This is a genomic window from Neglectibacter sp. X4 (assembly GCF_009917365.1).
Lineage (GTDB): Bacteria > Bacillota > Clostridia > Oscillospirales > Acutalibacteraceae > Acutalibacter.
This window is the reverse complement of sequence record NZ_QWLE01000006.1, coordinates 85,707-101,278: the sequence shown is the minus strand read 5'-3', so window position 1 is coordinate 101,278 and position 15,572 is coordinate 85,707. Positions and strand designations below refer to the sequence as shown.

At 53.9% G+C, this 15,572-nt stretch carries 19 protein-coding genes and 3 tRNA genes; 10 read left to right on the top strand and 12 right to left on the bottom strand.

What is annotated here, in order from left to right; all coding sequences use genetic code 11:
- Positions 1–60: 60 nt before the first annotated feature.
- The 6 genes from pth to D1841_RS05080 form a co-directional block, all read right to left on the bottom strand.
- Complete coding sequence (pth, locus tag D1841_RS05105) at positions 61–660, bottom strand: aminoacyl-tRNA hydrolase (RefSeq protein WP_160641577.1); 600 nt, start codon at positions 658–660, stop codon at positions 61–63.
- Between the two features lie 135 nt (positions 661–795).
- Positions 796–879: transfer RNA gene (locus tag D1841_RS05100), tRNA-Leu, on the bottom strand.
- Between the two features lie 127 nt (positions 880–1,006).
- Positions 1,007–2,962, bottom strand: a complete 1,956-nt coding sequence (locus tag D1841_RS05095; RefSeq protein WP_371721447.1) for an ABC transporter ATP-binding protein — start codon at positions 2,960–2,962, stop codon at positions 1,007–1,009.
- Positions 2,949–4,682 (bottom strand): ABC transporter ATP-binding protein, encoded by a 1,734-nt coding sequence (locus D1841_RS05090; protein ID WP_160641575.1) that lies wholly within the window; start codon positions 4,680–4,682, stop codon positions 2,949–2,951. Before D1841_RS05090 ends, D1841_RS05095 begins: the two co-directional genes overlap by 14 nt.
- Positions 4,683–4,877: 195 nt before the next feature.
- Positions 4,878–5,366, bottom strand: a complete 489-nt coding sequence (locus D1841_RS05085) for a MarR family winged helix-turn-helix transcriptional regulator (protein ID WP_160641574.1) — start codon at positions 5,364–5,366, stop codon at positions 4,878–4,880.
- Positions 5,367–5,451: 85 nt separating this feature from the next.
- Complete coding sequence (locus D1841_RS05080) at positions 5,452–5,730, bottom strand: helix-turn-helix domain-containing protein (protein WP_160641573.1); 279 nt, start codon at positions 5,728–5,730, stop codon at positions 5,452–5,454.
- Between the two features lie 97 nt (positions 5,731–5,827).
- On the opposite strand from D1841_RS05080, the gene D1841_RS05075 reads away from it, so the two are divergent.
- Positions 5,828–6,097, top strand: a complete 270-nt coding sequence (locus tag D1841_RS05075; protein WP_160641572.1) for a hypothetical protein — start codon at positions 5,828–5,830, stop codon at positions 6,095–6,097.
- A 146-nt stretch (positions 6,098–6,243) separates the two neighbouring features.
- Here the strand turns inward: D1841_RS05075 and D1841_RS05070 are convergent, their stop codons facing one another.
- The 5 genes from D1841_RS05070 to galE all read right to left on the bottom strand — a co-directional run bounded on the left by D1841_RS05070 (position 6,244) and on the right by galE (position 10,168).
- Positions 6,244–7,014 (bottom strand): type III pantothenate kinase, encoded by a 771-nt coding sequence (locus tag D1841_RS05070; protein ID WP_160641571.1) that lies wholly within the window; start codon positions 7,012–7,014, stop codon positions 6,244–6,246.
- Positions 7,011–7,688 (bottom strand): ECF transporter S component, encoded by a 678-nt coding sequence (locus tag D1841_RS05065; RefSeq protein WP_237076147.1) that lies wholly within the window; start codon positions 7,686–7,688, stop codon positions 7,011–7,013. Before D1841_RS05065 ends, D1841_RS05070 begins: the two co-directional genes overlap by 4 nt.
- A 263-nt stretch (positions 7,689–7,951) precedes the next feature.
- The gene (locus D1841_RS05060) at positions 7,952–8,551 is read right to left on the bottom strand and encodes a pentapeptide repeat-containing protein (RefSeq protein WP_160641570.1); all 600 of its coding nucleotides are present in this window, start codon (positions 8,549–8,551) and stop codon (positions 7,952–7,954) included.
- 23 nt (positions 8,552–8,574) lie between these two features.
- Positions 8,575–9,162 (bottom strand): nucleoside triphosphate pyrophosphatase, encoded by a 588-nt coding sequence (locus tag D1841_RS05055; RefSeq protein ID WP_201751180.1) that lies wholly within the window; start codon positions 9,160–9,162, stop codon positions 8,575–8,577.
- Positions 9,146–10,168 carry a UDP-glucose 4-epimerase GalE gene (gene galE, locus D1841_RS05050; RefSeq protein ID WP_160641569.1) on the bottom strand — a complete coding sequence of 341 codons (1,023 nt, stop codon included), beginning with the start codon at positions 10,166–10,168 and terminating at the stop codon, positions 9,146–9,148. Before galE ends, D1841_RS05055 begins: the two co-directional genes overlap by 17 nt.
- 185 nt (positions 10,169–10,353) lie before the next feature.
- Here galE and D1841_RS05045 point away from each other — a divergent pair, with 185 nt between their 5' ends.
- The 6 genes from D1841_RS05045 to D1841_RS05020 all read left to right on the top strand — a co-directional run bounded on the left by D1841_RS05045 (position 10,354) and on the right by D1841_RS05020 (position 13,066).
- On the top strand, positions 10,354–10,773 hold the full coding sequence (locus D1841_RS05045; protein WP_237076146.1) for a putative ABC transporter permease: 420 nt from the start codon (positions 10,354–10,356) through the stop codon (positions 10,771–10,773).
- A gap of 86 nt (positions 10,774–10,859) precedes the next feature.
- A complete protein-coding gene (locus tag D1841_RS05040; protein WP_160641568.1) occupies positions 10,860–11,432 on the top strand; it encodes a TetR/AcrR family transcriptional regulator in 573 nt (190 codons plus the stop codon).
- Complete coding sequence (locus D1841_RS05035; RefSeq protein WP_160641567.1) at positions 11,426–12,154, top strand: class I SAM-dependent methyltransferase; 729 nt, start codon at positions 11,426–11,428, stop codon at positions 12,152–12,154. The genes D1841_RS05040 and D1841_RS05035 overlap by 7 nt, the downstream gene beginning before the upstream one ends.
- A gap of 97 nt (positions 12,155–12,251) precedes the next feature.
- Positions 12,252–12,328 (top strand) — tRNA-Asp (locus tag D1841_RS05030).
- A 43-nt stretch (positions 12,329–12,371) separates the two neighbouring features.
- Positions 12,372–12,447 (top strand) — tRNA-Thr (locus tag D1841_RS05025).
- 301 nt (positions 12,448–12,748) lie between these two features.
- Positions 12,749–13,066 (top strand): hypothetical protein, encoded by a 318-nt coding sequence (locus D1841_RS05020; RefSeq protein ID WP_160641565.1) that lies wholly within the window; start codon positions 12,749–12,751, stop codon positions 13,064–13,066.
- Positions 13,067–13,281: 215 nt separating this feature from the next.
- Here D1841_RS05020 and D1841_RS05015 read toward each other — a convergent pair whose 3' ends face one another.
- On the bottom strand, positions 13,282–13,440 hold the full coding sequence (locus tag D1841_RS05015) for a helix-turn-helix domain-containing protein (protein WP_160641564.1): 159 nt from the start codon (positions 13,438–13,440) through the stop codon (positions 13,282–13,284).
- Positions 13,441–13,639: 199 nt separating this feature from the next.
- Between D1841_RS05015 and D1841_RS05010 the strand changes: the two genes are divergently transcribed.
- The 3 genes from D1841_RS05010 (at position 13,640) to D1841_RS05000 (ending at position 15,572) form a co-directional block, all read left to right on the top strand.
- On the top strand, positions 13,640–14,260 hold the full coding sequence (locus D1841_RS05010; RefSeq protein ID WP_201751179.1) for a SinI family restriction endonuclease: 621 nt from the start codon (positions 13,640–13,642) through the stop codon (positions 14,258–14,260).
- 140 nt (positions 14,261–14,400) lie between these two features.
- On the top strand, positions 14,401–15,156 hold the full coding sequence (locus D1841_RS05005; RefSeq protein ID WP_160641563.1) for a TdeIII family type II restriction endonuclease: 756 nt from the start codon (positions 14,401–14,403) through the stop codon (positions 15,154–15,156).
- A 14-nt stretch (positions 15,157–15,170) separates the two neighbouring features.
- Complete coding sequence (locus tag D1841_RS05000) at positions 15,171–15,572, top strand: ASCH domain-containing protein (protein ID WP_160641562.1); 402 nt, start codon at positions 15,171–15,173, stop codon at positions 15,570–15,572.

The following is a 15,572-nucleotide window of genomic DNA, read 5'->3' as shown; positions in this document are numbered from 1 at the left end:
GCATAAGGAGCCTTTTCCTGAAAAGGGCTTCCTTATGCCTCCTCCAAAAACCTTTGTGCTTCAGCTATTATACAGATTCATGGCCCTGTCCAGCTCTCCCTTGGCGATAAGCTCGCAGGCGGCGCAGGCGTTTTCCAGGGCTGTGCCCAGGGCTTCCCGCTCCTTGTCTGTAAATTTGGACAGTACCCAGTCCGCCAGGTTATAGTCGGGATGGGGCTTCTGGCCCACCCCGATTTTTATCCGGGGAAACTGATCCGACCCGGAGAGATAGATGATATTCTTCATGCCGTTGTGGCCGCCGGCGCTGCCCTTGCGGCGGATGCGCAGGCGCCCCGGGGGCAGACTGATATCGTCAAACAGAATGAGCACCCGCTCCGGAGGCAGCTTGTAAAAGGCCATGGCCTCCTGCACAGCCTGCCCGCTCAGGTTCATAAAGGTGCCGGGCTTTAAAAGCAGGGCGCGCCTGCCGCCCAGGGTACACTCCCCCACTGTGCCTTTAAATTTTATCCGCTTTATTTCCGAATGATGCTTTTCCGCCAGCAAATCCAGGGCCATAAAGCCCGCGTTGTGCCGGGTGTTTTCATATTCCCTGCCGGGGTTTCCCAGCCCCACCGCCAGAAAATCCACCGGGCCTGCCGCCGGTTTCTTCCAAAAGGGCATAAAAGCCCTCCTTTCCGCCATATGCAACGCCTGACGGCGGATAGGGACTGCACCCCACCCGCCTGCGTTGTTCCTCTTTACTTTCCGCGCCCTTAAAAAAGTCCGCGCCCCCATTTTCATGGGAGCGCGGAACGCTGGTGCGCGAGACGGGACTTGAACCCGTACGTCGAAGACACACGCACCTCAAACGTGCCTGTCTGCCAGTTCCAGCACTCGCGCAAATTACGTGTTGTATTATACCATCCAAATCCGCTCTTGTCAAGCGGTATTTCCTTTTTTTACATTTTGACGGATGGCACAATAAAAACAACGCTTTGCGGCAGGCTGAAACCATATCCCGGGAAAGCTATTCCAGCTCAAAGGCACCTGTGTAAAGCTGGTAGTATTTCCCCTTCTGGGCAATAAGCTCTTTATGGCTGCCCCGCTCGATAATGCGGCCCAGCTCCAGCACCATAATGCTGTCGGAATTCTGCACAGTGGAAAGCCTGTGGGCGATGACAAACACAGTGCGGCCCTGCATCAGCCCGTCCATACCCTGCTGCACCAGGCGTTCGGTGCGGGTGTCGATGGAAGAGGTGGCCTCGTCCAGCACCATCACAGGGGGATCTGCCACAGCCGCCCGGGCAATGGCCAGAAGCTGCCGCTGGCCCTGGGAAAGGCTGCCCCCGTCCCCGGAGAGCACTGTGTCATAGCCCTTTGGCAGGCGGCGGATGAAGCTGTCGGCGTTTGCAAGCTTTGCCGCCGCTTCCACCTCCTCGTCGGTGGCGTCAAGCTTTCCGTAGCGGATGTTGTCCCCCACCGTCCCGGTGAACAGGTTGGTGTCCTGGAGCACAATGCCCAAAGAGCGGCGGAGATCCGGCTTTTTAATCTTGTTGATGTTGATGCCGTCATAGCGGATTTTCCCGTCCGCAATGTCATAGAAGCGGTTTATCAGGTTGGTGATGGTGGTTTTGCCCGCGCCTGTGGCCCCTACAAAGGCCACCTTCTGCCCGGGCTGGGCCTCCAAAGACACGTCGTGGAGCACCAGCTTTTCCTCATTGTAGCCGAAGTCCACCTCCCGCAGTTCCACCCGGCCTGTCAGCCGGGTGTAGGTGACAGATCCATCGTGGTGGGGGTGCTTCCAGGCCCACAGCCCTGTGCGCTCCGCTGTCTCCGCAAGCTTTCCGTCCACCTCTTTTGCGTTCACCAGGGTGACATACCCCTCGTCCTGCTCTGGGGCCTCATCCATCACGTCAAAGATGCGCTCGGCTCCGGCCAGGGCCATAATGATGGTGTTGAACTGCTGGGAAATCTGGCTGATGGGCTGGGTGAAGCTGCGGCTTAGCTGCAAAAACGCCGCGATGCCTCCCAGGGTCAGCCCGCCTATGCCGGAAAGGGACAGGGCGCCTCCGGCAATGGCGATGAGCACATACTGCAAGTGGCCCAGGTTGTTCATAACCGGCCCCATAATGTTGGCGTAGCTGTTGGCAGCGTCCGCTTCCCGGCGCAGTTCCTCGTTGAGAGCGTCAAAGTCCTCTTTGGCTTTGTCCTCATGGCAGAACACCTGCACCACCTTCTGCCCGGTGACCAGCTCTTCGATAAAGCCGTTCACCGCCCCCAAGGCCCGCTGCTGCCGGACGAAATACTTGCCGCTCTGCCCGCCGATATGCTTGGTTACCGCCAGCATGAAAGCCACGAACAGGACTACCAGAGCCGTGAGGGGGATGCTGGTGGTTACCATGGCGCAGAACACGGAAACCACTGTGATCACCGAGGAAAAGGCCTGGGGGATTCCCTGGGAAATCATCTGCCGCAGGGTGTCGGTGTCGTTAGTGTAGCGGCTCATCAGGTCGCCGTGGGTGTGGGTGTCGAAATACTTGATAGGCAAGGCCTGCATGTGGGAGAACAAATCGTCCCGGATTTTTTTCAGCATTCCCTGGGAAATGCCCACCATCAGCCAGTTATATAGGAAGGTGGAGCCAACGCCTAAAAGGTAGATAAGCGCCATCCTGCCAATGGCCCCCAGCAGGGCCGCCATCCCCTGCCCTACACTGGAAAAGGCCTGGGACGTGCCGGCATATACTGCCATAAGGGGTTCGATGTAATCGTCAATGAGGGTTTGCAGGAACATGGATCCAAGCACCCCGGCCACAGCGCTTAGCAGGATGCAAAGAAGCACCACGGCAAACCGCGCCTGATACCCCCGGCCCAAATAGCTTAACAGCCGTTTTATGGTTTTCCCCTGGTTTTTAGGCCCCTGGCCTTTTACAAAGGCTCCCGGCCCCCGGCCCGGAGGGCCTCCGTGTACTCTAGGCTGCGCCATGGCCATCCTCTCCCTTCTGCTGCGATTCATATACTTCCCGGTAAATGGCGCTCTTTTCCATCAGTTCCTCATGGGTGCCCGCATCCGCTATCTTACCGCCATCCAGCACGATAATCTGGTCGGCATCCTGGACAGAGGCTACCCGCTGGGCAATGATGATTTTCGTGGTGCCGGGGATTTCCTCCCGGAAGGCCTGGCGGATGAGGGCGTCTGTGCGGGTGTCCACCGCGCTGGTGGAATCGTCTAAAATAAGGATTTTCGGCTTTTTCAGCAAGGCCCTGGCAATGCACAGCCGCTGCTTCTGCCCGCCGGACACATTGGAGCCTCCCTGCTCGATATAGGTGTCATAGCCCTCTGGGAACTGCCGGATAAACCCGTCTGCCTGGGCCAGCTCGCACACATGGGCAAGCTCCTCGTCTGTGGCCCTTTCATTGCCCCAGCGCAGGTTTTCCTTGATGGTGCCGGAGAAAAGCTCGTTTTTTTGCAGCACCATGGCAACCTCCTCCCGCAAGGCCCGGAGGGTATAGTCCCGCACGTCCGCGCCGCCCACCAGCACCCGGCCCCCGGTGCAGTCATACAGCCGGGGGATAAGCTGCACCAGGCTGCTTTTGCCAGCGCCTGTGCCCCCCAGAATGCCCACAGTCTGGCCAGAGGCAATTTCCAGGTTAATTTCGGAAAGGCACACACGCCCCTCCTTTTGATAGCGGAACTCCACGTTCTCAAAGCGCACAGAGCCGTCTGCCACAGCCGCAAGGCCCTTTTCCCCGTCGCTAATTTCGTTTTCCTCCTCCAGCAGCTCTGTAATGCGCTCTATGGAAGCCCGGGACATGGTGATCATCACAAAGAACATGGAGAGCATCATCAGGCTCATAAGGATTTGGCTGGCATAGGACAAAAGGCTCATAAGCTGGCCTGTGGTCATGGAGCCTTTGAAAATCAGCTTTGCCCCAAACCAGGAGATGAGCAGAATGCAGGCATACATGCAAAACTGCATTAACGGTGCGTTAAAGGCCAGGATTTTTTCCGCCAGGGCCGAATCGTGCCGGATGTCCTCGCTGGCGGCTGTAAACTTCTCCGTCTCGTGCTCCTCCCGCACAAAGGCTTTCACCGCCCGAATGCCCCGCAGGTTTTCCTGCACCACCACGTTCAGCCGGTCATAGCGCTTGAACATGCGCTCGAACACCGGGTGGGCCTTGCTGGCGATAAACAGCAGACCTGCCCCCAGAACCGGGATGGCGACAAGGAACACCAGGGACAGGCCGGGGTTCAGGTAAAAAGACATGATAAGGGAAAACACCAGCATGGCAGGCGCCCGCACCGAACGGGTCATCATCTGGAAAGCGTTTTGCAGGTTTGTCACGTCAGTGGTAAGCCGGGTGACAATGCTGGCGGAGGAAAATTTGTCGATGTTCCCAAAGGAATAGCCCTGCACCTTGTGGAACATATCCTGCCGCAGGTTGGCTGCAAACCCGGCGGAAGCCTTGGCGGCGCTGCGTCCTGCCAAAAAACCAAAGGCCAGGGAAATAAGGGTGGCTGCAGCCAGGGCAGCGCCCACCTTGAGGATAGTCCCCATGTCCCCTGCTTCAATGCCCTGGTCAATCAGCACTGCCATCAGCAGGGGGATTACCACCTCCATCACCGCTTCCATGGTGACAAAGGCCGGAGCCAGCAAGGCGTCCTTCTTATACTGCCGGACGCTGCCGGCAAGCTTTCGTATCATATGCACCGCTTCCTTTCTTTCGTTGGGGGCCTGCCCCAAACCCCGCTTAAGAAACTTTTTTAAGGAAAAAGTTTCTTAAAAATCTTCAAAAACCTTCACAAGTAAGTGTGGCGGATGGGGATGGCTGCCTTGAATTTTTATAAGTTTATATCCTTACAGTACGTTCCCTAACAATATGGGCAGAAAAGAGCGCTGTCACTTCATGGCGCTCTCAGCATTGCCGCGTATCTTGCCGCACAGCCGGAAAAACTCCTGCTTTTCCTCCGGGGAAAGCCCCTGGGAAAGCTGCTCCTCTGTTTTGCGGATGCACTCCCCCACCCGCTCATGCAGCTCCACTGCCTGCGGGGTCAACTGGATTTTTTTCAGCCGCGCGTCCTCCCCTACAGACTGCCGGGTTATCCAGCCGTTTTTTTCCATCAACTGCAAAATGCCCGTCACTGTGGACCGCCGCACCCCGAACTGCTCCTGGATATCCCGTTGGAACACATCCCGGTTCCGGTTTTCATAGAGATACCCCATCACCCAGGTCTGGGTTTTGGTGGGCTTTTCCGCCATGTCCTGAAAGGCCTGCTGATCCACCAGCCGCTTGCACAAAATGTGCAGCCGGTGTATCTGAAAGCCGATTTCGTCCCAGTGCTCCTTGCGCGGGGCCGGATGCCCCTGAAGAGGTTCGCGATTTTCCATCTGGCTGCTCCTTTCCGGGATCCCCCAATCTGTTAGTTCCAAAACTGTTAGGACACTATCATTATACCGTTGCTTTTTTCCCTTGTCAAGTGCTTTTGGAAAATTTTGAGGCACCGGGCTTTTCCTTATCCGGGGCAGGCTCCCTGCCCAAAGGCGGCGGGCGCTGGGGATTATCCGTCAGGCACATGATATAGTCCATGGTGGTGCCGAAAAACTTTGCCAGCACCATCAGGGTTTCCGTAGGCGGCACCCGCTCTCCCCGCTCATATTTGGAAATCAGGGTCTGCTCGATGCCTGTCTGCATTTGCAGGCCCACCTGGGTTAGCCGCCGCTTTTTCCGCAGCTCCCGCAAGCGATTTTCCATCCGGCTCACCTCCTCGCCCCTGTCCTTATAGAACATTTTGGCATAAAGGAGTATTGACAAAAAGGACGATTTGTCCTATTATAAGGGAGGAAAATTTTTGGAAGGGATGGTGGCGGTGGAAAATAACAGTTCCATGTGGGAAAAGCTGTACAGGCTTTCTGCCTGGGCGCTCTTTGGGCTTTTGCTGGGGCTGGGAGGAGCCGCAGGCGTTTGGCTGTTTTTTCTAAGCGGGTTTTCCTTCATTGGCCTGGGGGCAGGAGGCGCTGCGGCAGCCATGGGGTTTGCCTTGGGGACGCGGATGCTTTCCAGCGCCATGCTGCGGCTGGAAAGCCTGGCGGCTTGCAGCGGGAAACAGCGGAAGCCATAAAAAAGTGCGCGGCCCTTTTGCGGGTACGCGCACTTTCTTTGCGGTTTTATTTATGGCAATACCACATAATCCTAAGTGGTATATGGCGAAAAAAGCTCCCGCGGGATGCCGTTTAAGGCGGAAGCAGGGAATTGTGCGGTGCTGCCTTATGCCTTCCTGTTTTTCTCGTAGAGCAGGTGCAGGCCCTTTAAGAGCAGGTTCGGCTCATAGTGGATTTCCCTTTTGCAATAAGGGTGGACAACTGCCATCAGCCCCCCTGTGGCCACTGCCGTAACCTTCTCCCCCAGGGCTTCCTCCACCCGGCCGATAAGGCCGTCCAGCATACAGGCGCTGCCATAAATAGCCCCGGCCTGCATACAGTCCACCGTGTTGGTGCCGATAACCCGGGGCGGGGCTTCCAGATGGATATAGGGAAGCTGGGCCGCCCGGGCGCTGAGGGCGTCTACAGAGGTGCGCAGGCCGGGCATAATCATGCCCCCCAGGTGGGCGCCGTTCTTTCCCACCACCGACATAGTGGTGGCAGTGCCCATGTCAAAAATAACCAAGGGCGGGTCGTATGCAGCCAAAGCCGCCACTGCGTCCACCACCCGGTCTGCCCCAAGCTGGGCCGGGTTGTCGATACGGATATCCAGGCCTGTTTTTAGCCCCGCGCCTACAACCAGGAATTCCTTCCCCGTCATCTGCCGGGCCGCGTCCGCAATGACAGTGCGCAGTTCCGGCACCACGCTGGCTAAAATCCCGCCCTCTAAGCCCTTGGGATCCACCCCCTGCCGGGAGAGCAGGCCCTCTAAAAGCAGGCTGTATTCGTCTGCTGTCTTGTAGCGGTCGCTGCGGATGCGCAGGGTGAAAAGGAGATTGTCCCCCTCCAGGCACCCCAGCACTGTGTTGGTATTGCCTATGTCAATTGCAAGAATCATGCTTTCTCCTCCTGTTCCCTGTTGGGGATAACGCGGGCCTTGTCAAGCCCCGCGCATACAGCCCCGCAAAGCACTGCCGCCGCTATGGCCTCGGGAATGCCGTTTGCCAGCATAATGCTTAAAATGGCCCCACTAACCAGGGTATGGGAAATGCCCTGGGCCGCGGCAAAAGCCTCTCCCAGCACAAGGCCCATCAGGCCCATTACCAACACGGTGTTCACCGCCGCGCCGGCAATCCCCGCCAGCACAAAACCTGCCCCGCGTCCCCAGGCCCTTCCCTTTGCCAGCCGGGACATGCCGGCAAATACGAACCAGGGCACCGCGCCTGTAAGGATGCGGGGCACAAGGCAGATCAGCAGCGCCCACAGGCTGCCCTTGTCCGTTCCGGGCAGGGGCACAAAGGGGGAAAAGGCAAAGCTTAAAAGGCTGGGGGCCATGGTGTTTTTCCAAAGGCTGACAAGGCCGAAAAGAGCGCCCAGCCCAGCCCCCCGCTTAGGGCCAAGAACCACAGAGCCGATAATGACCGGCACATGCAGGATGGTGGCCTTGATAAGGGGCAGGTCGATAAGCCCCAAAGGCGTGAAAGCCATTAAGAGAATAATGGCGGCGAACAGGGCAGTGAGCACCAGCTCCTGCATGGGACGGGCGGGGTGTGCTGTTTTGCTTTCCATCATAAAAAACCTCCACTGCTGTTCCCTTTTTCCGCAGGGATACAGCGCGTATTTTTGCCGGAACGCCGCTTGCAGTATGCCCTTTTGCGCCCTGCGAAAGCCTGAAAGCTTTCAGGCTTTTCACACAGGTTCCTGTCCTGCCCCAGCGGGTGCAGGCTGTTATAAAGGCGCAGGCATGGCTCCAGCCTTGCCAGTATACCACAAAAGCTTTGAAAAAGAAAGAGCAAAGGCAAAAAGAAACGTTCCTCTGCCTTTGCTCCCGTCTGTCATCCTCCGTCAATCTCCAGCCCCAGGCCATACAGAAGGCTTACCGCCTCGGGCATGGAGAACTTCGCCCCCTTCACCTGGTTGCCCTCTATAGAGAAGCTGTACTCCGCGGCCCCCCGGAAATCCGCGCTGGAAAGGTCGTTGTGGGAAAAAGCGGCGCCCCGCAGCAGGCAGCCGGAAAAATCCGCCCCGCTAAGGCGGCAGTCCTCAAAAAAGCTGCCGGAAAGATCGCAGCCAGCAAAAGAGAACTTCCCCAGCTCCAGGTGGAAAAAGAGGCAGTGGTGCAGGGTGCAGCGGGCAAAGCTGTCAAAGGGCAGGAAGCCCAAATCCTGCTTGCGGGGGTCTAAGAGGGCGGCCCAGTCTATTCCCAGCACCGCGCAGTCCTCAAAGGAATTGCCCATGGCCTGGACGTTGTCAAAGGAAAGCCCTCCTAAGCGGCACCGGGCAAAATGGCACCCGGTGAAGCGGCAGCCCTGGAAGGAAAGCCCCTGGAAGCGGCAGTCTGTAAAGAGGCAGTCCTCAAACAGGACGCCGCGAAAATCCCCCTCCTCCAGCCGCAGGGCAGAAAATTCCTCTCCCGCATATTCCTTTTTTACCATAAGCTCCCTCCATGGGGGACGACCTATCCCAGCATGGCCCGCAGCCGCCGCAGGGTTTCCGCCACAGGCAGGCCCACAATGTTGGAATAGTCTCCCTGAATGCTTTCCACCAGGATAACCCCCGCGCCCTCAATGCCATAAGAGCCGGCCCGGCCCCGGGACTCCCCCATGGCCACGTAAGCGGCGATTTCCTCGTCAGTCAAATCGTAAAACTTCACCTGGGTCACTTGGTGGAACACCTGCTGCCCGCCTTTTGCCAGCAGGCATACCCCGGTGAAAATCTCGTGGGTGCGGCCGGAAAGCCTGCGGAGCATCCGGCAGGCGGCCTCGTCGCTTTCCGGCTTGCCCAGCACCAGCCCGTCGATGGACACTACGGAATCCGCCGCGATAACCGCCCTGCCCGGGCACAGGGGAGCCACAGCCCGGGCCTTCCGGGCGCTTAATTCCTCCACAGTCCGGGCGGGGGTGAAGCCCTCCGGCACGTCCTCCTCCACCCCGGAAACCACCACGTCAAAGGCTATCCCCGCCTGTTCCAGCAGCATTTTCCGGCTGGGGGACTGGGAGGCCAGCACCACCCTCTCCCCTATCAGCAGCTTATTCCCCATAGCCATCGGGGTTCTGCCTCTGCCAGCGCAGGGAATCTGCGCACATGTCCTGCAAGGTTCGCTTTGCTTCCCAGTGCAGTTCTTCCTTTGCTTTGGAAACGTCGGCGTAGCTTTCCGGCAAGTCCCCGGCCCGGCGGCCTTCTATCACATAGGGGATCTCCTGTCCGGCAGCCTCGGAATAGGCTTTCAGCACCTCCAGCACAGAATAAGCCCGGCCTGTGCCCAGGTTATACACCCGCAGGCCGCAGTTCCCCTTTTCAAACAGCTTTAAAGCCGCCACATGGCCCTCCGCCAAATCCACCACATGGATATAGTCCCGCAGGCAGGTGCCGTCGGGGGTGGGATAGTCGTTGCCAAACACGTGGAGCTTGTCCCGCTTGCCCACTACGGTTTGGATGATATAAGGGGAAAGGTTGTTGGGGATGCCGGCAGGATCCTCCCCTATGCGGCCGCTTTCGTGGGCGCCCACAGGGTTAAAATACCGGAGAAGCACTGGGTTAAAGCCCTGGTTTGCGGCGGCATAGTCCTTCAAAACCTGCTCAATCATCAGCTTGGTGGTGCCGTAAGGGCAGTTGGCGTGGTTTGGCAGGGGAGCGTCCTCCCGCAGGGGAGGCTGTGTCAGGTCGCCATATACTGTGGCGGAGGAGCTGAACACAATGTTCTGCACATGGAACTCCTCCATAACCTTTAAAAGGGTGATGGTGGATCCCAGGTTGTTTTCATAATACCGCAGGGGGATTTCCACAGACTCCCCCACCGCTTTCAGCCCGGCAAAGTGAATTACCGCGTCAATACCCTCTTTGCGGAAGATCTCCCTAAGGGCCTTTTCGCTGCACACGTCCTCCTCATAGAAGGTTACGTCCTTGCCGCTCAATTCCTTAATCCTGTCCACCACCACAGCCTTGCTGTTGCAGAGGTTGTCCACAATTACCACCTCATAGCCCTGTTCCAGCAGGACAATGCAGGTGTGGGAACCGATATACCCGGCCCCGCCTGTCACCAGAATTTTCATGCCGCACACCGCCTTTTCTTTATAAAATAAAGTAACGTCTGAATCTATATTATAGCGAACCAGGGGGCAAAATACAAGCGGCCCGGGGAAAAAACACCCGCCCCTCATAAAAAGCCCCCTTTGTGGCAGAATACAGGAAAGCCCGGGGAATGGGCAAAGCACGCATAAAAAGGAGGAACGGATGCATGTTTCATGGCCCTGTGCGGGAAGCCTGCATCCTATGGCGATTTATGGACGGACTGCTGTTTTTAACCGGAAGCTGCGCATACCCCACCTTAGAGATGATTTGGCGGGGACGCACCCACTATTCTATGGCCCTTGCAGGGGGCCTGTGCCTCACCCTGATAGGGCGGATCTGCTGCGGCCCTCTGTCCCACAGAAGCCTTGCCCTGCGGTGCCTCACAGGCTCCGGCATTATCACCGGGGTAGAGCTTTGCACCGGCCTTGTGGTGAATCATCTGCTGGGCTTCGAGGTGTGGGATTACAGGGACATGCCCCTGAATATCCTGGGACAGGTGTGCCTGCCCTATTCCCTTTTGTGGTGCCTGCTCACCCTGCCCGCCATGGCCCTCTGCGATCTGCTCAAGGGCATAAAGCTGGACTGAGCAAATTTTCCTTCTTGACAGGAAAGGGAATCCGTTTTATAATAACAAATGTTACGTAACATATGTTATTATAAAGGAGGCCGGGTATGCCCCCAAAACCTACCATCACCAAACAGGAGATTCTTGCCGCTGCCGTACAACTTGTGCGGGAGGGCGGGCTGGGAAACGTCAACGCCCGCAGCCTTGCCCAGGCCCTGGGCTGTTCCACCCAGCCCCTTTTCCGGGTGTATACCTCTATGGAGGCGCTGCGGACAGACTTAAAGGAAGAGCTTGACCGGCAGTATGACGCCTTTATGGCCCAGCGGATGACAGAGGAAAACAGGCTTTTAAGCCAGGCCATTGCCTATGTGGCCTTTGCCCGGCAGGAAAAGCACATCTTCAACGCCTTGTTTATGAACCTGACTATGGCGGGGGCCTCCCTGGAGGACATCCTGAAAGCCCCCTGGAACAGGGCTTCCATTGAAAACGCGGCCATAACGGCAAATCTGCCTTTAGAGCAGGCAGAGCGGCTTTTCATCCATGTGTGGCTTTATTCCCACGGCATTGCCACCCAGATTGTGTCAAACTGTATCCACCTACCGGGAGAGCAGGTGGAAGCCCTGCTGGAGGAAGCCTTTTGGCGGCTTGCGGGGCAGGATAAGGAGGAACCAGTATGCTAGAAAGCAAAAAACGCACGCCGGAGGAAACAGCGCAGTACCTGAAGGATTTAAAAAACTGGCTTTTGCAGACACGGGAGGATCCAGCGGAAGGCATGGCGGATTTTTTCGCTGCCCGGCTGGACAAATACGAAGATGTACATATGGGAAGCTGGGGGGCAGAATACCGGGAAATCGCGGAATTTTTCGATGAAGGGCTTGCCAGCCTGCTGGACATCGGCTGCGGCACCGGGTTGGAGCTGGAGGCCATGTTCAAGCGCTTCCCCCAGCTTCAGGTGACAGGCATTGACCTGTCCTCTGCCATGCTGGGCAGGCTGCGGGAGAATTTCCCAGGAAAGGGTATCCGGCTTATCCAAGGCGATTATTTCCAGGTGCCTTTTGGGGAGGAAGCCTTTGACGCGGCCCTGTCCTTTGAAACCCTGCACCACTTCGATTTTCAAAAAAAGCAGGCCATTTATGAGAAGCTGCACCGCGCCCTGGCCCCAGGCGGGTATTATATAGAGTGCGACTACATTGCCTGCTGCCCCGAGGAGGAAACCCTGTGCCAGGAGCACCTGCGGCGCAAACGGGAGAAGAGCGGTATCCCTGAGAGCCAGTTTATCCACATTGATACCCCCCTAACCTGGGAGCACCAGAAAGCCCTGCTGGAAAATGCAGGCTTTCAGCAGGTGCGGGTGCTGTATGAGCGGGAGAGCACCATGGTTATCCGGGGCGAAAAAGGGTGAAACCATCCCTGAAAAGTTTTTTGCCCGCAGGGGTTGACAAGGCGGCTCGAACCGTGTATAATATTGACTGTCGCTCGAAGTGATTCGGGCGCCGGATGGCCCGGTAGTTCAGTTGGTTAGAACGCTAGCCTGTCACGCTAGAGGTCGACGGTTCGAGCCCGTTCCGGGTCGCCATCCAGCTTTTAAAGTTGGCATAGTTCACTTGGTGAACTATTGCGCTGCTATGGCTCAGTTGGTAGAGCGCATCCTTGGTAAGGATGAGGTCAGCAGTTCAAATCTGCTTAGCAGCTCCATGAAATCCCTTGAGCCACAACGGTTTGAGGGATTTCTTCTTTTTGTGTTCGACGGGGTGATTCCGGGATTTGTTACCGATTTGTTGCCGGGGCAAGTGAGAGAAATGCAGAGGAAAACAGGGAAGAAAAAAGATTAAAAATTTTTCAAAAACCTGTTGCCAGAATCAAGATAATCATGTATAATATCTAAATAAGATCAAAGTCTGCAAAAAGTGAATAGAATTTCTTAAGTGCTTAGTTGAGCGGAGCTACCCAGAGAGGGCGGCTTGGCTCTTTTTTGTTTTTTATAGGAGGTGAGGCAGTGGAAAAGGTACGGCTGAACAAAAAGAAGTGCCAGCAGGGACTGGATGGGATGAACCTTGAACTTGCCTTGGGGCTGGAAGATGTGGAGTACCGCAATCTGCCGCCAGCGGAATTGAAGAACGATGCCGGGAACACGATTGTAAGAATCGAGTGCATCGGTGGGCGGCTACGGGCCTATGCAAATGTTGTTCACTGTATCCGCTCTGATAATGTCAAGCCGTTTGGTATTGTGGACATGATTAAGCTGGAACAGATGAGAGGTCAGGTGACTGACTTTATACGAGAGTACCTACAGAAGCATTTTCCGATAAAGTAGTCGCACCAAATTTCAACGGTCGGATCGTACCACGTTTCTCCGCTTTCAACGCTCTTTGCAAGATTGCGGATAATGTTGTTCGCGTGACAACTCAATTCGTCGCCGTTCTTCTGCTTCGGTGCGGTCAGCGCGATTTTCAAGCACGTGTGAAGTTTGTTATAAAGGTCGATCCCTCTTGCTTCATTTGCCATGTTGAATATCCCCTTTCCTGTGGATTATTTCGCGGCGGCGGATTGACGGTTTCCGCGCTTCGCGATATTGTCTTGAAAAACCGTCTGCGCGCGGTCGGCGCTGTAAATCTTCCGTTTGTTCGCGTTATGCAGTTTTTCGATCTCGCGGCGCTGATCGAATGTCAAATACGTGTATTTGTCCATCTTTTAACCTCCTTCCGCCGTCCTTCGAGATAAAAAATAAGCAGTAGAAAACACTCTGGTTTTCTCTGATTTTAATGTTACTCTCTTCACCACACAGCTCTGATTAAGGTTACTATTGTGAAATTATACATTTTGTAGTATGATAGTTGTGTGTAATTTCTAGTATAAATTTCACGGGATTAATATATAGAGGTGAAATATGGGAAAAGAAAATGTGCTTGCTAATTCGTATATGTCAGATGACGAATTATGGGATTTGTATGAAGACATTAAGTATGAAAAGGGGATAGAGAATGAAGATATGGATGATATTTTCCAAGTTGCAATGTTGGATAGGAAAAATTTATTCCCAAATCAAAATAAGAACTCGGAAGAAAAATGTTTGAGGAACTGGATTAATAGATACATCCAAAGTATCATTAATTTACCAAGTTCACATATAGGAGAGGCAAAAAGGACATGCTCCGATCCCGCACTGGCTATGATTGTTAAAATCGCGTGTGATTTGGATGACGATGAGATTGAGGAGATGGGAAATGCCCATAACTTGTTCATGTCGGCTGAAAATATCCAAGGCGAGTTATTAGAAGAATACATAGCAGAAAATGTGGAGGATTATGGCTGGGTATGGTGTTCTGGTAATGCTCTCAGAGCTGTTGATTTTTGTAAAAGAGATGGTTCGGTATTATTACAGGTCAAAAATAAGAATAATACAGAAAACAGTTCCAGTAGCGCTATTAGAAATGGTACGAAAATTGAAAAATGGTTTCGCCTTAAAACGAAAAAGAATAATGGGAGACCGTATCCTTCATATGAATAGGATAAGCTAAACGAAATTATTAATAGGGATTTAAAATATGGTGAAGTATCATGTGAAATATCAGAGGAAGATTATCGAGATTTCTTGTATAGGGTGGTAATGGAAAACCCAAGTATTATTACAGAGGATTAGGGGGAATTATGGATCAAAGATACCGGCAAATGATAGCAAATGAGTTTAGAAATTGTGTAAATAACACGATTAAGAGACTGCAGGGTGAAGCAACCTATCGTCCATTCCATTCTGCATTATTGTCAGAAGAGGCCCTTTTTGGGAGCAGATTTGAACGATCCTTTAGCACATCGTTTGGGCAGAGGGTCATTGAAGAAATAGCAAGGCTTGTTGCTTTTTCAAATGGTGCTTCTGAGGCGCAGAGGCAAAAGGAAACCTTTATTAATTTGGACAATGCTTATTCTGTGGCAATTTCAGCACATATGCAGGGGTTAAGAAATGGTCGGCATTCTGATTGGAATACCACGATTGCCACACTTAGGGCGATTCCTTTATCAGGGACAGTGACCCCTATAAGAATAATATCGGATTTATGGTGGCAAAAAGATGGAATTAACAACTATATCAGTTTGAAAACGGTAAAGCCTAATATTGACCAGACGGCAGTAGCTAAGGAGGATTGTCTGCGTTTAACATTGGCAGATCCAAACTGTAATACTTATTTTGGTCTGCCATATAACCCATATGGTGAGAATAAAAGTGATTATGCCCATACTCCGCCAATGGGGATTTTTGATTTCCACCATGATCCAGTCGTTTTGATTGGCAAGGAAATGTGGGATACAATTGGAGGACCTGGCTGTTATGAGGAATTGATAGATATTGCGCGGGCAGTAGGTGTGGAAACAAAACAGTCGATTTCCAGGATGCTTAGTGGAAGATAGGAGCTTGCTCAAGCATGAAAGTTTTAACACTGAGGGAACCGTGGGCAAGCCTTATAGGAAATCAGGTAAAGACGATTGAAACAAGAAGCTGGTCAACTTCTTACAGGGGAGAACTATATATTCATGCTGGATTAGCAAAAGTGCCCACAAAAGATGAGAGGATAAAAAGGCTTACCTCATATTTAGATGGGAAACCATTTATGTACGGGATGATAATTGCTAAATGTAATTTGGTGGACTGCGTTTATATTGATGAAGAATTTGCAGCAAAAACCTGTAAGGAAAATCCTTCAAATTATGACTGCGGAGATTATGCGGTTGGCAGGTATGCTTCGATTCTTAAAGACATCGAATATATCAATCCAATACCTGCAATTGGTTATTCAAGTATTTGGAATTATAATCCACAAGGTTAG